We start from the raw sequence: 16,518 nt of genomic DNA, 5'->3' as shown, positions 1-16,518 counted from the left end.
ACTCACCCGTCCGCCGCTAGAAATCGGTAGCAAGCTACCTATTCCCGCTCGACTTGCATGTGTTAAGCCTGCCGCCAGCGTTCAATCTGAGCCATGATCAAACTCTTCAGTTTAAAATCAATAGTACCTATAGGGCACCAATCTTGGCTCATCAATTACTGACAAAAATTTGCTCAAATAAACTTCGAGTAATTTCTACCATTAATCAATGAAAATAATTTCGATCAATCAATCAGTAAAAATCCACACAAGTTGTTCTTCATAATCTCTTAATGATCTTCTTGTTGGTTCGTCACCAGCAAGCTAGGTCGGCTATACTACTCTTTATTTCTAAAGAGTCAACTGGTAATTCAAATTATTTTTAAACTCATCAAATAAAACCTAACTTAATCAATTCAACCAAGTCATTGTTTTATCAGAAGTTTTAATCTTCATCACCACCGATGGATGTGCATTCTACAGCATTTCAGGACCGTTGCAACACCCTTTTCCATTTATTTTTAGTTTTTCATTACGTTTGTTTATTTATTCTACTAAATTAAGTTTTTTTACTATTTTTTGAGCATAAAAGGGACAATATTTCCATATTTGTCCGTTAATTTATCTTTTTCATTCTTTTCTTGCCATTTTAAAGCTCGACAATCGACATATTCACAGTAGCCACCCTCCCCACACTCGATTTCGTCGTTAATTTTAATTTGATAGTTAAAGCTTCCTGCATAGCCAGCGCCGAGTCCAAATTTAAAATCCCCACGGCTCTGCGCTTGTATATGTATTTTTAGTTTGTCATTTTGGTAAATCCATTCAAATTCACGTGGTAAATACATTTTTTGCAAATTGGGGGTTTTAACCACAGGATAAACGCGCATGACTTTAAAGAACACGCCTTGGTCTGCCATGAACACTTGCTGCTGATTTAAATCTCTTAGATATAAACGCGAACTCAAAATATTGTTATAACGATCTCGCGTTTGCATAAAGATGATTTGACGCTGTCGGCTGAGGTTGATGACCTGATGGGTATAAAACGCTAATGGTAAATATGGAAACTTGCGTATTTGTGCATAAGACAAAACCGCCAACTGATTTACATCATACATCTGGCCCTGAAATTTGATTTGACCTTCACATTGACACATCACTGACCAATATTCAGCAAGACCTAATCTTAATTTAATTAAACACGAGGAAATATCGGTAGTTTGCACGGACAAATCTAAACTGAGTTCAGTATCTGCTCGATGGATTTGAAATACCGCTCCATCCCAACCGATCTGCTCTTTATCTCTAAACGTAAAGACGGTCTCACTCAGACTACAGTCATCTTTAATGGAATAGGATTGTAATTGACCAACCATATGACCACTCACACTGGTCATTACTGTGGCTGTATTAAGTTCGTCTTGTTGAATGGACGCAGGATTTTGAAAAGCAGGAATCTGAGGCTGCCCGAGCCAACTCATAAAGTTAAGATAATGTAATGGCGCAGGAAGATTCGGTAGACAAAGTCCATAATGGACTGAAGGATATGGCGTATTCGGCGCATGTAAATTTATTTTTTTATGTTGTAAATCTGGAGCTTGATTCAGTCGCCTTGATTGATCCAAGAAATCTTGAAATATCTGCATATCAAGCTCCTTTTCATTTTTTTATTTCATGCTTTAACTCATGCTTCTGCCTTTTTTGCCATTAAGGTGGTGACAAAACCAGACAATGCATAAATCACTGAAATAATTAAAATACCCATTGGAATATTATACGTTACAGCTGCTAAAACAAAGACTATGATTGGTAACACCGCAAATGGAACACGGCGACGATCCACCGTTTTAAATGAATAGTATTTTACATTTGAGATCATCAATAGACCCACTGCAATAATCACTACCGCATTAAAAATCTGAATACCTGTTTCGCGTAAGTCGAAGACCGCAGGGATGTCCATGCCTACCCATACCAATGAAATAATCATAACGGCTGCGAGTGGACTTGCAACACCAATAAAGTAACGTTTATCGACGACCCCAATTTGTACGTTAAAACGTGCCAAACGGAAGGCTGCACATGCGGTGTAAACAAAACATGCTGCCAGGCCAATACGGCCTAAGTCATTTAGACTCCAGCTATACATTAAAATGGCAGGTGCAACACCAAATGCTAGCAAGTCTGATAAGGAGTCAAACTGCTCACCAAATGGACTTTGTGCGCCGATAGCACGTGCGACACGTCCATCCAAACCATCAAATAATGCTGCAAGAAAAATAGCATAAATGGCTTGTTGAAATTCACCATTCATACTGGCAATTATTGAATAAAAGCCGGATAACAACGCTGCGGTTGTAATCAAGTTTGGCCACAGATAGATCCCACGACGTTTCACTTTATGCCCTTCATGGGTGTGCTCCTCTTCTTCAACTTCAAATGTAATGCCATCAAATGCATTTTCATCCTTTGAAGAAATTTCCCGCTCAGGTTTATTTGTATTTGTCATTGTTCTATCCTAACTGTGACCTTTCTTTTTCAAGTTTAAAATTATTCGCCAACTAACCAACGTACGGCTGCATGACCACCATTTTCATTCATACGAAGATGTGGGAACAACCATTGTAATGCTTCATCCGCATCCTGAGAGAATTTCCAAGGTGGGTTAATCACCAATAAACCACAACCATTTAGACCGACTGGAGTGTCATCTGGCCATACACAAATTTCGCAAACCAACTGACGACGAATGCCGGTTTTGTACATTTTCTTTTCAAAACGTTCAATCATCGCGCGGTCTTTAATTGGATACCATACCGCAAAAACGCCTGTCGGCCATTTTTTATAAGCAGCCACCAACAATTCTACAAGCTGTGGAAAATCTTTACGTTCTAATTCGTAAGGCGGGTCAATCATGACTAAACCACGTTTTTCTTTTGGTGGAATTACGCCCAATAAACCTTCGTAAGCATCACGTTCATGCAAGCCTGCACGTTTATCAAAAATATTGTGGCGCAATTGTTGGAATACATCGCGCTGCATTTCAAAAATCGTGGCTTTATCAGTTTCACGCATGCCTTCAAGTGCGAACCACGGAGAGCCTGGATAAGCGCCTTTACCAAAGTTTTCACGCATTTTTTCAACAACTTTTAAATATTGTTGAACACCTTCAGGCGCATTGCGTTTAATTGAATCATCGAGCTTAACTAAACGATGAATACCATTTAAAAACTCACCTGATTTCTGTGCTTCAGAGGTCGAAAGATCATATTTACCTGCACCACCATGTGTATCTACATAGCGATAAGGTTTATCTTTTGCATTCAGTCGACTTAATAACTGAAGCAGCAAAACGTGCTTCATCACGTCGGCAAAGTTGCCTGCATGGAAATGGTGACGGTAATTCATGTTTCTTTAATTCCTAATATCAACGGACATTTTAGCATGAAAAATAGTTTCATTCCGATGCTATTCTTGCTCTAGAATACGTCACCTTTTTTTCCACAACTTTATGGATCGTATATGGAAACAGCCTTTCTCCCAAAGTCTTGGCCGGTTGATCAAATCCTCGATGATTTAGATCAACACGGTTTTAGCATTATTGATGACGCTTATCCTGCAGAATATATACATGCACTTGTTGAAGAATGTATGTCAAATTTAAATAAATTCAGGGATGCAGCCGTACAAAATGGAGTCATCAGTAAAATTAGAAGTGATCATATTTTATGGATTAACGACACATTAGATGTCGCACAAGAACACGTTCAAGCCTTAGAACATTTATCAGAACAATTTAATCGCGCATTTTTTTCTAACATTCACGAAGTCGAAGCACATTTTGCTTGTTATAACGCAGGTGAGTTTTATGCACTACACAAAGATAATCCTCAAGGCAAAAATGGACGTGTCATTTCAGCGGTTTATTATTTGCATGAATATTGGCAAGCTGACTGGGGCGGTGAATTGCGCTTACAAGATAAGAATGATGTTTGGCATATTTTAGAACCTAAACCGAATCGCATTGCGTTATTCCAAAGTGACCTATTACACGAGGTACTCGAAGCAAAACATCAACGTTTATCGATTACGGCTTGGCTACGTAATGACAACTCGATGTGGTAATTCGAGATTCCTCCTTTAAATCCCTTAAACTATCCTCATATATGAGTCATTCATAGATGAGGATGTACCCGATGCGTCAAAACAGTCATAAAATTATTCAGCGTATTGGCGAAACCGATCAATTATTTCTACAAGGCAACAGCCCTGAACTTGCCCTTGAGCGTGCAGACTTACGCCTGCAATTGGTTAATTTAAGTAAGAACCATCAAGAACAAGTGTATTTTCTGCAAGAAGCCATTGTTCTACTTGAGCAAAGCCGGATTGAATTTGAAGAAATGCCGATTGAGCTATACATCAATTTGTCTGTACATTTAGCCAAAGCTTATATGATATTTTTTGAAATTACCCAAGAGCAGCGCTATGCCCTGATTACCCAGCAGATTATGAAACCGATGTCCAAAGCTGAACATGGCGACATTTACTTCTACTTGGCCTATGCCTCTGCGGTAAAACAGGAACCTGCGTTAACCCGCCACTGGTTAAATAAATACTGCAAATCTCAAGAATTCAAACTGACCACATTACTTGAGCATCCTGCATTTAATCCATATCGCCAAGAAGACTGGTTTTCAGAATTACGCCAAAGCAAACTGCACTAAATAAAAAAACACCTCCGAGGAGGTGTTTTTTTATTTGTGGAGAAATGAAATCTATGCTGGCTGCAGCTTATATGCATCCATATGCAACTGTTGATTCAGCTCATCAATCCAAATCGCCCAATCATCATCTTGTACTAAATGACTGATTAGAAAATCACGCTGCGCTTTATTCCAAAACGGCGCATCATGTAAATTTTCACTTGCAGCAAGCTGATGCGTACGCACGTATAACTCGATCGCAGCTGGACTGCTGGCTAACCCCAATTGAGAAAACAATAAAGCTAAGGATGGTTTATTTTGATTGAGCATCTCGCCCTCCTTATCAACTAATCTGTCATTTATTATTTAATTAACTTATATGATGCCGATAAAAAAACCTAGCGTTAAAACTAGGTTTGTTGTTTCAAATTGTATTTAGATTTTGCATGATCCGGAAAGCTTATGTTCTGTATGCAATTGTTCATTTAAAATATCGACCACTATGGCCCAGTCATCATCTTTTTTCCAATGACTGATAATAAAGTCACGCTGTGACTTCGTCCAAAATGGCGCTTCATGCAATGGAACATCCATGGTGATTTGATGCGTTTCGATAAATTGATCGATGCCTTCCGGAGTTGCATCCAACCCCAATTGTTCAAAAAATAGTTCCAACGTCGGTTGTTGATCAAACATTGCCGTTCTCCTCAAGCCAATAACATTTCTCCCATCTTTATAGTTATCTGTTTATTTGACTTTGTCAGTTGCAACAGCATCTCAACGTGTTATTTTTTGTTCAAAACTTAAGCGTGATATTTTTCGCAGGCCATAAAAAAGCACCCCAAATGGAGTGCCTTTTTATAATTTAATTTAAAAAATTAAATTATTTAACCATGTCAGCAACTGCTGCACGTTCTTCTTCAAGCTCGTTTAGAGTGAAGTTGATACGCTCACGGCTGAATTCGTCGATTTCAAGACCTTGAACGATTTTGTACTCGCCATTTTCACAAGTTACAGGGAAACCGAACATTACGCCTTCAGGAATACCGTAAGAACCGTCAGAAGGAATACCCATAGTTACCCATTCGCCGTTTGTGCCAAGCGCCCAATCACGCATATGGTCGATTGCAGCGTTTGCAGCAGAAGCAGCAGAAGAAAGACCACGTGCTTCGATGATCGCAGCACCACGTTTACCAACAGTTGGAAGGAACACGTCTTTGTTCCAAGCAGCATCGTTGATTTTGTCTTTTAAGCTTTCGCCGTTTACATTTGCAAAACGGTAGTCCGCATACATTGTTGGAGAGTGGTTACCCCAAACAGTCATGTTTTTGATGTCAGAAACTGCAACACCCGCTTTTTGAGCAAGTTGAGTTAACGCACGGTTGTGGTCAAGACGTAACATTGCTGTGAAGTTTTTCGCTGGAAGATCTGGAGCAGATTTCATTGCGATGTAAGCGTTAGTGTTTGCAGGGTTACCTACAACAAGAACTTTAACGTCACGGCTAGCAACTTCGTTAAGTGCTTGGCCTTGACCGATGAAGATTTCACCGTTTACTTTAAGAAGGTCAGCACGTTCCATACCAGGACCACGTGGACGTGAACCTACAAGAAGAGCGTAGTCAGCATCTTTGAATGCAACTTTAGGATCATCAGTACCGATCATACCTTCTAAAAGAGGGAATGCGCAGTCATCAAGTTCCATCATTACGCCTTTAAGCGCTTGTTGAGCTTTCTCAACTGGAATTTCTAATAATTGAAGGATAACTGGTTGGTCTTTACCCAACATTTCACCGCTTGCGATACGGAATAATAAGCTATAACCGATTTGACCAGCTGCGCCAGTAACGGCAACACGAACTGCTTGCTTCATGTAATTATCTCCAATTGAGGAAGGTCATAATGATTAAATAGCTGTTCTATCTAATCTTAATAATCATAAACGGCAAAGATTGTACTCCAATCTTTTGACGCTTGCATGTAAAAGAGAATGCTTTTCAACAAAAGTATGATAGGAAATATAAATAAAATGCCGAAAAAAGCTTAGAAAGAACCTTTAATTATGAAAGTTGCAGGACAATTTCCGACAATAGTCGCAGGGCAACTTTTATACTGCCCATTGTTTTTATAGCAAATTTTAATCTCGGTCAGTAAACTGCCACCACGGGTTTGCATACAGTTAAATTCAATACTTTGGGATACCAATCCGCTGTTCATACGCAACATTTTATTACGCAAGACATTGGCTTGAATGGATTGGGTTTCTTGGCTAGTCAATTCATCTGGAATTTTTAGCTTATCTGCATGATTAATAATGGTTCTGAAATACTGACTAGCATTCATTGGGATACAGCCGCCGGTAGTGTGCCAAAGCGCCACGCGAGCATTTTCATCAGGCATAATCCGTGCAACCACTTTGGCTTGCAACGGAGAAAGTTTAGCTGAACTATTGGTGGTGCAATCACGGGTAGAAGTTTCTGGATATAGACCCGTGATATTGAGTGAATACCCTTCCAGACATTTACGCTTTTTACTTTTTAATGGGTCATAAGCGCAAACAGCAGGCACCATTTGCACATCCATCACATAACCATTGACCACGGGTGCTGCCGAAAGCACAGACATACTAAAGCCTGCACCACTGCCGATGAGCAGTGATGTCAGTATTCGATAAGCAGGTCTAATGTCCATGTTCGGCATTCATTATTTACCCATATTGCACCTAAAAGCAGGCGCATCTTGCTTTAAGGTTTATTGCGCATTCCGTAATGGAATCATTTGCATTCGTTTTTCAATCGATTGGGGTCCCTGACCCAATAAAAGGCCGTAATGGGTTGCATTGGTCATCACATGTTTTACATAGTCTCGAGTTTCCGTTAATGGAATCGATTCCGTATATTGGTCCGCTGCAATCGCTTGATACTCAGGCTGCCAGCGTCGAGCACGATTTGGACCCGCATTGTAACCTGCGGTCGCTAATACTGGACTATTACTCAATTGACGTTGAATCATCGATAAATAGAAAGTGCCATAACGGATATTGGTATTCATATCCGTTAATGCAGCGGGGTTATAACTCTCCCCCATCTGACGAGCCACCAATTTTGCTGTGTCTGGCATAATTTGCATTAAACCACCGGCACCGACATGTGAACGTGCGCTAGTAACAAACCGACTTTCTTGACGCATCAAGCCATAAGCCCATGCAGGGTCAATGCCGGCATTACGACTATGACTCACCACATAATTTTGATGCGGCATAGCATAACGTAAAGCATAATTATGCTGTTTAGTGGTTCGATCTGCTGCATAAATCGCCCGATCATACCACCCCATATTGGTTGCACGTTTAGCTGCGGCAAGAATCATGCCATCATCATGCTTTAAGTAGGCTTGACGCACTGCCCAGTTCCATTCACGGTTAATATAGCTGTCAGATGCATTAATATTGCGCAATGCAAAGGCACGACGGAAGTGAATATCCTGACTGAGACGCTGCGCATCTTGTGACGAAGGCTGCACATTTGACGGAATATTGTTATAAGACTGACCAATTTTGTCACGTGCTAACAAATTATGGTAATCATCGCCAACGGCAAGCTTGCGATAAATTTCTTTTGCCGCACGTTTAGATGAGGCATCTCCACGTTGTTCAGATGCTCGTGCTAACCAATATTGCCAACGATCTTCCTGCTTTTGCGAAACGCTCATCGCATCAATTGCACGAATGACACTTTCCCATGCGCCAAAACGAATGGCTTGTCGCGCATAAATCTCGGCTTCTTCTGCACTAAAAGGCAGTCCATAACTCAAATCAAGATAATTTAGAACTTCACGGTTGAAATTATTTTTCATTACCGTTGTACCACCGATATACCCGACACTACGGTATAGGGCTTTTTGTACATCGGCTGGTGTGCCTTCTGCTGCACGTTTCACCGAAGAAATCGCGCCATTTAAGTCGCTATCGGCCAAGCGACCCATCGCATAAATCAGGTATGCATGATCTTCAGCTGTGGCTTTGGGTGCAGACCATAAATAATTCAGTGGATTGGCTTGAATGGTGTTGAGTTGTGACAAATTAATATTTACGCCAATGGTTTGCGCAGTCGCAATCGCTTGTCCTGACTGACCCGCTCTTAACTGTCCCCACATCCGTTGATGGCGGTCATCTTGAGTCATTAAAGGACTCGACAGCATCATACGGCCCAAGCCCGTACACGAGTCAGGTTGTGAGTTTGTGGTCAACCATACATCTTTAAATTCTGCGTAGACCAGAGGGTCGCCCGACTTTGCGCGGACTTGAGCCATGGCACATGTTTCAGCACGGTCAGCATTAGTCACATATTGCAAGACAGGCTGTGCTGTAGCGAAATCAGCTTGTTTGACTTTTTCTTCAACATAATCTGCGGCTAATTTTTCTGCCATTGCCGAATTTGGATAGCGCTGTGCAAAATTAATAATGGCACTTGCTGGCTGTGAAGCCAAATTGTTATTCAGTAACCAATATTCTGGATAATAGCCCAAAACGTCATTTTGCATGGATGATTGGTATTGTTGTAATAAACTAATATTGCCTGCATTCGCAGCACGTAAAGCATCGTTAAACTGCTCATCTGCGGCTTGGACAAACGCAGAAATTCCGGAGAGCCCGACACTCAAAGCAAGTAATTTAGCGTAATTTTTCTGTTTAAAATTATGTTTTAACATCCACTTGCCTTCTTTCATGTCATTCTGCTCAGTTACAGCACATCGAACTTTGTTTAGGAATTAGTTTAATAATTCTAAACTCTGCATTGTGTTCTGTTATGTAACCTTATGATTAGCCAATATTAATTTTCAAACATTTTTACTTCATAAATCAATATGGCAGAGTTGTAATTTTAGGCTGTAAGTTTCTAGTGAATTACTGCTAAAATATTGCCCATTCTTAAAATCCCCTTTTTTGACCTCCGCAGCTGCACAATTCGACTGATTGAATTGTCTGTCAGCCACGTATGGTTATTGATTTTCATAAAATTCCTTTAGGAGCCTACATGACGGTTCAAACCTTCATCCCGAATAGTGCCCAAGCTGCCCCAGATAACACTGTTACCCAGCCACAGCACACCCCAGCTCAAGATGGAGCAGTGAAAAAACTGTACATCGAAACGCAAGGGTGTCAGATGAATGAGTATGACAGTCAACGTATGGGCGACCTTTTAGGTGATTCTCACGGCTATGTGCTGACAAGCGATCCAAAAGAAGCGGATATTCTCCTGATGAATACCTGCTCTATCCGTGAAAAAGCACAAGAAAAAGTATTTTCTGAGTTAGGCCGCTGGCGCAAGCTGAAAGAAAAAAATCCTGACTTGGTGATTGGTGTTGGTGGCTGTGTTGCCTCTCAGGAAGGTGACAACATTCAAAAACGCGCACCGTATGTAGATATGGTGTTTGGTCCGCAAACCTTACACCGTTTACCACAAATGCTCGATCAGCATACTGAGCAAGTGGTCAAACCAAAAAAAGAAAAAATTCAGTTGGTGGATATTTCATTCCCTGATATTGAAAAATTCGACTTTTTACCTGAACCGCGTGTAGAAGGGTTTAAAGCCTTTGTCTCGATTATGGAAGGCTGTTCTAAATACTGTTCATTCTGCGTAGTTCCTTATACCCGTGGTGAAGAGGTTTCTCGCCCACTCGATGACGTATTGGCTGAAATTGCCACTTTAGCTGAAAAAGGCGTACGTGAAATTTCATTACTCGGCCAAAACGTGAATGGCTACCGTGGTGAAACTTTTGAAGGGGAAATCTGTACCTTTGCAGACTTATTACGTTTAGTTGCTGAGATTCCAGGGATTGGTCGTATTCGTTACACCACATCGCACCCGCTTGAATTTAATGATGACTTGATTCAATGCTACCGTGACTTACCGCAAATGGTTTCTCACTTGCATCTACCAGTTCAAAGTGGTTCGAATGACGTGCTACAAGCCATGAAACGTAACCACACGATTGATGTATATATCGATAAAATTGCTAAATTACGTCAAGTTCGCCCTGATATGCATTTATCTAGTGACTTTATTATTGGCTTTCCAGGTGAAACTGACGAAAACTTCGAAGAAACTTATCAATTTATCCAAGATATGGACTTCGATCATTCATACAGTTTCATCTACTCAAAACGTCCGGGTACTCCTGCCTCAGAACTTGAAGACACAACCCCTGAAGATGTGAAAAAAGAACGTCTTGCAAAAGTTCAACAATGGATTAAACAATCCAGTATCGATAAAACTGATGCAATGCTAGGGACCATTCAACGTGTCTTGATTGAGTCTGTTTCAGACAAAGATCCGAACTTGCTGATTGGTACTGCAGACAATACACGTTTGGTTAGCTTTATCGGTGATCCTGCATGGGTTGGGCGTTTTGCAGAGATTGAAGTGACCGATATTAAAACTTTGAAGTTTGTTTACGGTGAACTCTTGAATCTTGAGCCTGACGTGGCGTAATGTAAGCTTAATCGTCAGACCAATTTAAAGGAATTCTCTTGACTGCAGCGATTCGACGTACTGTAACTTTTGCTGGTATTCCACTTGACCGTTTACAAAGCATGCTCGGTGCCTATAACGGTCATCTCAAACAAATTGAACAACGTTTAGATGTCAAAATTTCTCATCGCGCAGATGCTTTTTTTGTCGATGGGGAAATCGATGCGGTAGAGAGAGCCGAAAGTCTCCTTCACCGTCTTTATGAAGAGTCCGAAACCAATCCACAGATTAGTGCGGACATTTTACACATGATGATTCAAGGCAGTCAGACTGACCGCGAAATTCAGGAAGATTTTTCTGAAAATGAGCATACCGGTTTAGACAATGTTTATCTACAAACCCGTAAAGGTCGGATCAATCCACGTGGTGCCAATCAAAAACGCTATGTACAGCGTATTTTACAAAGCGATATTTCATTTGGTATCGGCCCAGCGGGTACAGGTAAAACTTATCTCGCGGTCGCCGCTGCTGTAGATATGCTAGAACGTAACGAAATTCAACGCATTTTATTGGTTCGCCCTGCGGTTGAAGCCGGTGAAAAATTGGGTTTTTTACCCGGTGATTTGAGCCAAAAAATTGACCCTTACTTACGTCCGCTATACGACGCTTTGTATGAAATGCTCGGTTTTGAAAAAGTCGCAAAACTGATAGAACGTCAAGTGATTGAAGTTGCTCCTCTGGCCTACATGCGTGGTCGTACCCTAAATCATTCCTTTGTGATTTTAGATGAAGCACAGAACACCACCCCTGAACAAATGAAAATGTTCCTCACCCGTTTAGGTTTTGGTTCTCGTGCGGTAATCACTGGCGACATTACACAGGTCGATTTACCTCGCGGTCAACAATCTGGTTTGGCACATGCCTTACGTGTGATTGAAAAAATCAAAGAAATTCATATTACTCGCTTCCACTCTCGTGACGTGGTACGTCATCAATTGGTTCAAAAAATTGTTGAAGCCTATGAGGGATGGGACAGCGAACAACATCGCCTCACGGCTGAACAACGTGCAGAACGTAAAGCACGTCAGGAAGCCTTGGTGGCGGACAATGATGCTAAAGCTGATGGGCAGCATCAAGACGAAAACATTTAAGGATTCATTTTGAAACTTAATCTCTCCTTGCAGCAAAATTTTCAGTCACCTGAATTGGTGGTGAAACGTGCGCATATCAAAAAAGTCGTGGAAACGGCTTTACGTCATATCGATACACAAAGTGATTGTGAGATCGGTATTGCATGTGTGGACAATGACGAAAGCCACAAATTGAACTTGGAATATCGTGGTAAAGACAAACCAACCAATGTACTGTCTTTTCCAAGCGACCTACCTGATGAAATGGCGGCGGTTTTAGACTCATTTCCGATTGGCGACTTGGTGATTTGTATTCCTGTGGTTCTTCGTGAAGCACAAGAACAAAGCAAAGCACCTCTGACCCACTTTACGCATATGCTGGTACACGGTACGTTGCACCTCATGGGCTATGACCATGAAACCTCTGATGAAGATGCTGAAGAAATGGAAGCTTTGGAGATCGAGATTTTAGCCAAATTGGGGTTTGATAACCCTTATCTGGAAAGAGATTAAGAACCCAAAAAGCGAGCTACGGCTCGCTTTTTTAACATTATAAAAACCAAGGAAGGAAAGATATGCAATATGTCGTGATTTTTAAAGCACGCATTCGTACGCTTGATGAGCTGTATTTTTCGACTGCACAGCAGCTTAGAGACAAAGCCTTGACACACTTTAACTGTCAACATTTTGAAGCGCTGACAGAGGGTGAGCATGAAATCGCCCTTTCCTACTGGAATACCTTAGAAGACATTCGAGCTTGGCAACAAGATGCACAACATCTGGTGGCGCAACAATTGGGGAAAACCAATGGTATGCGAGTTTTAGCGTCGAAATCTGCGAAGTTTTGCGACGCTATCACAACTGAATTTTAACGAACCTCAAACTCTGCTTCTGCAGGATCGAAGCGCCAAGTCCGCACAATACGAAGTTCTGAGATGTCTTTCATTTTGGCATCAAACAAACCAAAAGGTGCCGCCTTACGCACAGAGGTTTTTGCAGCTTCGTCCAATAAGCTTGAACCTGAACTTTCGATCAAACGAATGGCACGAATCCCGCCATTACTGTTCAAAATAACCATTAAACGTACTTCACCGCGTAGCTGTTGCTGTTTTGCCGCTTCAGGATAGTAACGGTTACCGTAAAACTCGACTTTTTCACGAAACTTTTCCATATAGGCCGCAGAAACATCTTGCTTGGCTTGAATACCATCTATGGTTTTAATTTTTTGCTGACGGCTAAAGTTTTGCTGACGTTGTAAATATTGAGCTTCGATACTCGCCACCATCGCAGCCTTGGCCTGAAACTGACTATTCAACTCCTCAACAGCTTTTTTGCGACTGTTTTCTTCCGCTTGTTTTTGCCAACTCAAAGTTGTCATCAACACTTTATCTTCAAAACTGAGCTCTTTTTTTTGTTGCAGTTGCTCTAAAGCTTCACTTTTTTGCTCACCGGCTTTTTGTTCGATCATCGGTGCAGGCATGTCACTCGACATCCGATGTGACTCACGGAATGTCCCCGAGCCCTGCTGATCGGCTTGCGCTAAAAAGTCCGCATGTTCAATTTTTTCCGTCGTAGGACGTAAAGAAACTGCAATTTCTTTGGTGTTATAGTCAGCCTCTTGGGGCATGGTAAATTGCATGGTTAAAAATGCCAAATGCAACACCGCAGCAAACGCCAACGCAGTTGCAAATATGGGATCTTTCCACCACTCTTTCATCAAGGGCATGAACGTTATTTTTTTCAGCATCACATTAAACCGACTATTTGCCGCATTCCCCAAACTGCTTAAAACAGTATAAAATAAAACTCGTATTCATTTTTTGATGAAAACGAGAAATCCATCAACACATAGATAATGCACAATTAAAATCATGAAAATGGTGCAATTTATTTTGCTAAACTGCAAGATCAAAACCTTGTGTTTTTATAGAAATCGACAAGATAAACATCGTCAAAAAACATAATTTGTCAGGATGCACTTCTTATGCAAACGCTAGTTTCCAATATCGCTAAACGTATACGCCAAGTGTACCAAAAAGCTGAAGGATTTATTGAAGATGAGCGTGAATTCCCAATGTCTCAAGTGTTTTTAAATGCGACATTTCAGCGCTTTGTCACCGATAATGTGAAAATGCTCAAAGACTTGCATGCTGACCTGCATGATGACTGGCTTCGATTGTATGCCACATTGGATTATAACGGGCTGATCATAACACTCTCTGTTGATTTAAAACTGGTACAGATGGAACTGAACAAACAAACCCAATTGATCGTATTTGAACAAATTAGTGATACACAAGTGATTGAAGCAAAGTATCCAAATGTTCTGTATAAGATGGGCGTGCGCATGGCGTTATGGTTCTATCAAAAAGTACTCAACCAAGATCCATTGGGTATGATTTTGGAAAAGCTCAATGTGATCAAAGTTAAAGATGATTTACTGTATTTAGACCTGAATCGCTGGCTCGGTAAAAGTCGATCGATTATCGACACACTTGGCAAAGTCCATGTCAACCATGCTGTTTTACGTGAGGCCGAATTGGTGGTGATTGGTAATGTTAATTTAACCGCATTGTTCACCAAGATGTCGCAAGAACGGATTGAAGACTGGGATGATTCAAATTTAAAAGACGATGAAGTCACGCCAATTAAGCAAAAGGAAAGCTAGACTTATCCTGTACTTAGATATCTTGAGCCTATAAAACGCTACACAACATATACATTAGGCACGGATTTGCGACGAGATTCTCCACAATCCAGCCGCATAATAAATATATCAGGTGGTTTAGCCCACCACACTTCTATTGAATAGGAAAACCATACTTATGGCACATTCAGTTTTGAAAAATTTAGGTCTTGTTGCTGGGGTATCGACTACACTGCTTTTGACTGGTTTCTCAAGTCAGTCATTTGCCATGAGTCCATTCCAAGCCAACTACCAATTTAACTACAACGGCAAAAACTTGGGTTCTGCAACACGTACCCTAAAACAATCTGGGAATAACTGGACGTATGTTTTCGCAGCAAAAGCTGGTGCGATGGCCTCTGCAACTGAAACCAGTCGTTTTAGTTTAAATGGCAGCCAAATTCACTCGAACAGCTTTAGCCGCAGCAGCAAAATTTTGGTGCACAACAACACCATGAATATTAATTTTAATGCTGGCGCAAAAACCATTAATACCAAAAAAGATGATAAGGCGCGTTCATTTGCGTGGAAATCAGGTGTGTTAGATGAACTCAATGCTGAATTGCAAATTCGTGAAGATTTAAAAAATGGTGGTTTGAAATCGAATTACTACATTGCCGATGCCAAAGAGGTTGAAGCTCGTAAGTTCGTGAAACAAGGCACTGAAAAAGTGAAAACCACTTATGGAACTTTTGACACCGTTAAAGTCGTGATGCGTCATGACAAACCAGGCCGTCAAACGACTTTCTGGTTAGCACCAAAACTAGATTATCTACCTGTCAAAGTTTCCCACCAAGACAATAAAACCTCTTACGGTTTATTGTTAACGGGCTATAAAGGTGCAACAAATTAATTGATTTGATCAATTTCGCTTGCATTTTTCACGGTGCTTTTTAAAATACGCTTTTGCTTTAAAAAGCACCTGCCCCTCGAGGATTCTCCCGTGCACGCTCTGGAACAGAAAATCTTAGCTGAAGGTATCGTTCTCTCTGAAGAAGTTCTGAAAGTCGATTCTTTCCTGAACCACCAAATTGACCCTGTGATGATGCAGCAAATTGGTCAAGAATTTGCCCGTCTTTTTAAAGATGCTGGCATCACAAAAATCATTACGATTGAAGCATCAGGTATTGCACCTGCAGTAATGGCTGGTCTTGAACTTGGTGTTCCTGTGATTTTTGCACGTAAATATCAATCTTTAACCTTAAAAGATGATTTGTATCGCTCAAAAGTGTTTTCTTTTACGAAACAAACTGAAAGCACTATCGCGATTTCTAAAAAGCACATCAATGCTGAAGATAAAGTTTTAGTGATTGATGACTTCTTGGCCAATGGTCAAGCGGCTTTAGGTCTTGCAGATCTTATTCATCAAGCAAGTGCTGAAGTATTGGGTATCGGTATCGTGATTGAAAAATCATTCCAACCTGGTCGTGATATTTTGCTTGAAAAAGGCTATCGCGTTGAATCATTGGCACGTGTGAAATCACTGGCGAATGGTACAGTTGAATTTGTTCGTGACTAAGTTTGCGTTCAAAAGAAAAAAGAACACA

Annotated in this window: 17 protein-coding genes, 1 rRNA gene and 1 pseudogene; 9 read left to right on the top strand and 10 right to left on the bottom strand. The window is 40.9% G+C overall.

The genetic code is table 11. The features are described 5' to 3' along the window. From FTU79_RS06480 to FTU79_RS06465, 4 genes are all read right to left on the bottom strand, one after another. A 16S ribosomal RNA gene (locus tag FTU79_RS06480) occupies window positions 1–113 on the bottom strand; the annotation flags it as partial. Window positions 114–551: 438 nt separating this feature from the next. Next, window positions 552–1,628: a DUF6670 family protein gene (locus tag FTU79_RS06475; RefSeq protein ID WP_180049303.1), complete on the bottom strand. Its 1,077-nt coding sequence runs from the start codon at window positions 1,626–1,628 to the stop codon at window positions 552–554. Window positions 1,629–1,666: 38 nt separating this feature from the next. Next, window positions 1,667–2,491, bottom strand: a complete 825-nt coding sequence (gene pssA / locus FTU79_RS06470; RefSeq protein WP_078189231.1) for a CDP-diacylglycerol--serine O-phosphatidyltransferase — start codon at window positions 2,489–2,491, stop codon at window positions 1,667–1,669. Between the two features lie 41 nt (window positions 2,492–2,532). Further along, complete coding sequence (locus FTU79_RS06465; protein WP_168379141.1) at window positions 2,533–3,390, bottom strand: 23S rRNA (adenine(2030)-N(6))-methyltransferase RlmJ; 858 nt, start codon at window positions 3,388–3,390, stop codon at window positions 2,533–2,535. A 114-nt stretch (window positions 3,391–3,504) separates the two neighbouring features. On the opposite strand from FTU79_RS06465, the gene FTU79_RS06460 reads away from it, so the two are divergent. Both FTU79_RS06460 and FTU79_RS06455 read left to right on the top strand, forming a co-directional pair. Continuing rightward, window positions 3,505–4,107, top strand: a complete 603-nt coding sequence (locus FTU79_RS06460; RefSeq protein ID WP_111885952.1) for a 2OG-Fe(II) oxygenase — start codon at window positions 3,505–3,507, stop codon at window positions 4,105–4,107. Window positions 4,108–4,178: 71 nt separating this feature from the next. Then, window positions 4,179–4,706, top strand: coding sequence for a hypothetical protein (locus FTU79_RS06455; protein ID WP_078192424.1), 528 nt, complete (start codon window positions 4,179–4,181; stop codon window positions 4,704–4,706). 51 nt (window positions 4,707–4,757) lie between these two features. On the opposite strand, the gene FTU79_RS06450 is transcribed toward FTU79_RS06455, so the two are convergent. The 5 genes from FTU79_RS06450 to FTU79_RS06430 all read right to left on the bottom strand — a co-directional run bounded on the left by FTU79_RS06450 (window position 4,758) and on the right by FTU79_RS06430 (window position 9,410). Next, window positions 4,758–5,015 carry a DUF2789 family protein gene (locus tag FTU79_RS06450; RefSeq protein WP_078189234.1) on the bottom strand — a complete coding sequence of 86 codons (258 nt, stop codon included), beginning with the start codon at window positions 5,013–5,015 and terminating at the stop codon, window positions 4,758–4,760. A gap of 105 nt (window positions 5,016–5,120) precedes the next feature. Continuing rightward, window positions 5,121–5,381, bottom strand: coding sequence for a DUF2789 family protein (locus tag FTU79_RS06445; protein WP_180003486.1), 261 nt, complete (start codon window positions 5,379–5,381; stop codon window positions 5,121–5,123). 187 nt (window positions 5,382–5,568) lie between these two features. After that, window positions 5,569–6,555 (bottom strand): malate dehydrogenase, encoded by a 987-nt coding sequence (locus FTU79_RS06440; RefSeq protein ID WP_111885948.1) that lies wholly within the window; start codon window positions 6,553–6,555, stop codon window positions 5,569–5,571. Window positions 6,556–6,725: 170 nt separating this feature from the next. Beyond that, entirely contained in the window at window positions 6,726–7,307 is a 582-nt protein-coding gene (locus FTU79_RS06435) for a ribonuclease I (protein WP_257224261.1), read from the bottom strand. A gap of 126 nt (window positions 7,308–7,433) precedes the next feature. Then, window positions 7,434–9,410 carry a lytic transglycosylase domain-containing protein gene (locus FTU79_RS06430; protein ID WP_180049300.1) on the bottom strand — a complete coding sequence of 659 codons (1,977 nt, stop codon included), beginning with the start codon at window positions 9,408–9,410 and terminating at the stop codon, window positions 7,434–7,436. Between the two features lie 308 nt (window positions 9,411–9,718). On the opposite strand from FTU79_RS06430, the gene miaB reads away from it, so the two are divergent. The 4 genes and pseudogenes from miaB (at window position 9,719) to FTU79_RS06410 (ending at window position 13,150) form a co-directional block, all read left to right on the top strand. Continuing rightward, the gene (miaB, locus tag FTU79_RS06425) at window positions 9,719–11,176 is read left to right on the top strand and encodes a tRNA (N6-isopentenyl adenosine(37)-C2)-methylthiotransferase MiaB (protein ID WP_168379136.1); all 1,458 of its coding nucleotides are present in this window, start codon (window positions 9,719–9,721) and stop codon (window positions 11,174–11,176) included. Between the two features lie 38 nt (window positions 11,177–11,214). After that, on the top strand, window positions 11,215–12,306 hold the full coding sequence (locus FTU79_RS06420) for a PhoH family protein (protein ID WP_111885944.1): 1,092 nt from the start codon (window positions 11,215–11,217) through the stop codon (window positions 12,304–12,306). A 9-nt stretch (window positions 12,307–12,315) separates the two neighbouring features. Further along, the gene (gene ybeY, locus FTU79_RS06415; RefSeq protein ID WP_078192431.1) at window positions 12,316–12,798 is read left to right on the top strand and encodes an rRNA maturation RNase YbeY; all 483 of its coding nucleotides are present in this window, start codon (window positions 12,316–12,318) and stop codon (window positions 12,796–12,798) included. A 62-nt stretch (window positions 12,799–12,860) separates the two neighbouring features. Next, window positions 12,861–13,150: pseudogene (locus FTU79_RS06410) on the top strand (antibiotic biosynthesis monooxygenase). Window positions 13,151–13,153: 3 nt separating this feature from the next. Here the strand turns inward: FTU79_RS06410 and FTU79_RS06405 are convergent. Beyond that, the gene (locus FTU79_RS06405; protein WP_213033255.1) at window positions 13,154–14,011 is read right to left on the bottom strand and encodes an energy transducer TonB; all 858 of its coding nucleotides are present in this window, start codon (window positions 14,009–14,011) and stop codon (window positions 13,154–13,156) included. Between the two features lie 258 nt (window positions 14,012–14,269). Between FTU79_RS06405 and FTU79_RS06400 the strand changes: the two genes are divergently transcribed. The 3 genes from FTU79_RS06400 to FTU79_RS06390 all read left to right on the top strand — a co-directional run bounded on the left by FTU79_RS06400 (window position 14,270) and on the right by FTU79_RS06390 (window position 16,490). Continuing rightward, a complete protein-coding gene (locus FTU79_RS06400) occupies window positions 14,270–14,953 on the top strand; it encodes a hypothetical protein (protein ID WP_078192433.1) in 684 nt (227 codons plus the stop codon). Between the two features lie 157 nt (window positions 14,954–15,110). Continuing rightward, window positions 15,111–15,824 carry a DUF3108 domain-containing protein gene (locus tag FTU79_RS06395; RefSeq protein WP_078192434.1) on the top strand — a complete coding sequence of 238 codons (714 nt, stop codon included), beginning with the start codon at window positions 15,111–15,113 and terminating at the stop codon, window positions 15,822–15,824. Window positions 15,825–15,914: 90 nt separating this feature from the next. Continuing rightward, window positions 15,915–16,490 (top strand): xanthine phosphoribosyltransferase, encoded by a 576-nt coding sequence (locus FTU79_RS06390; RefSeq protein ID WP_078189246.1) that lies wholly within the window; start codon window positions 15,915–15,917, stop codon window positions 16,488–16,490. The last annotated feature ends 28 nt before the right edge of the window (window positions 16,491–16,518 follow it).

It is taken from the genome of Acinetobacter sp. YH12144, assembly GCF_013418345.1.
In the GTDB taxonomy this organism is placed as follows: Bacteria; Pseudomonadota; Gammaproteobacteria; order Pseudomonadales; family Moraxellaceae; genus Acinetobacter; species Acinetobacter amyesii.
The sequence above is the reverse complement of the archived record's forward strand: the minus strand, read 5'-3'. Positions and strand labels throughout refer to the sequence as shown.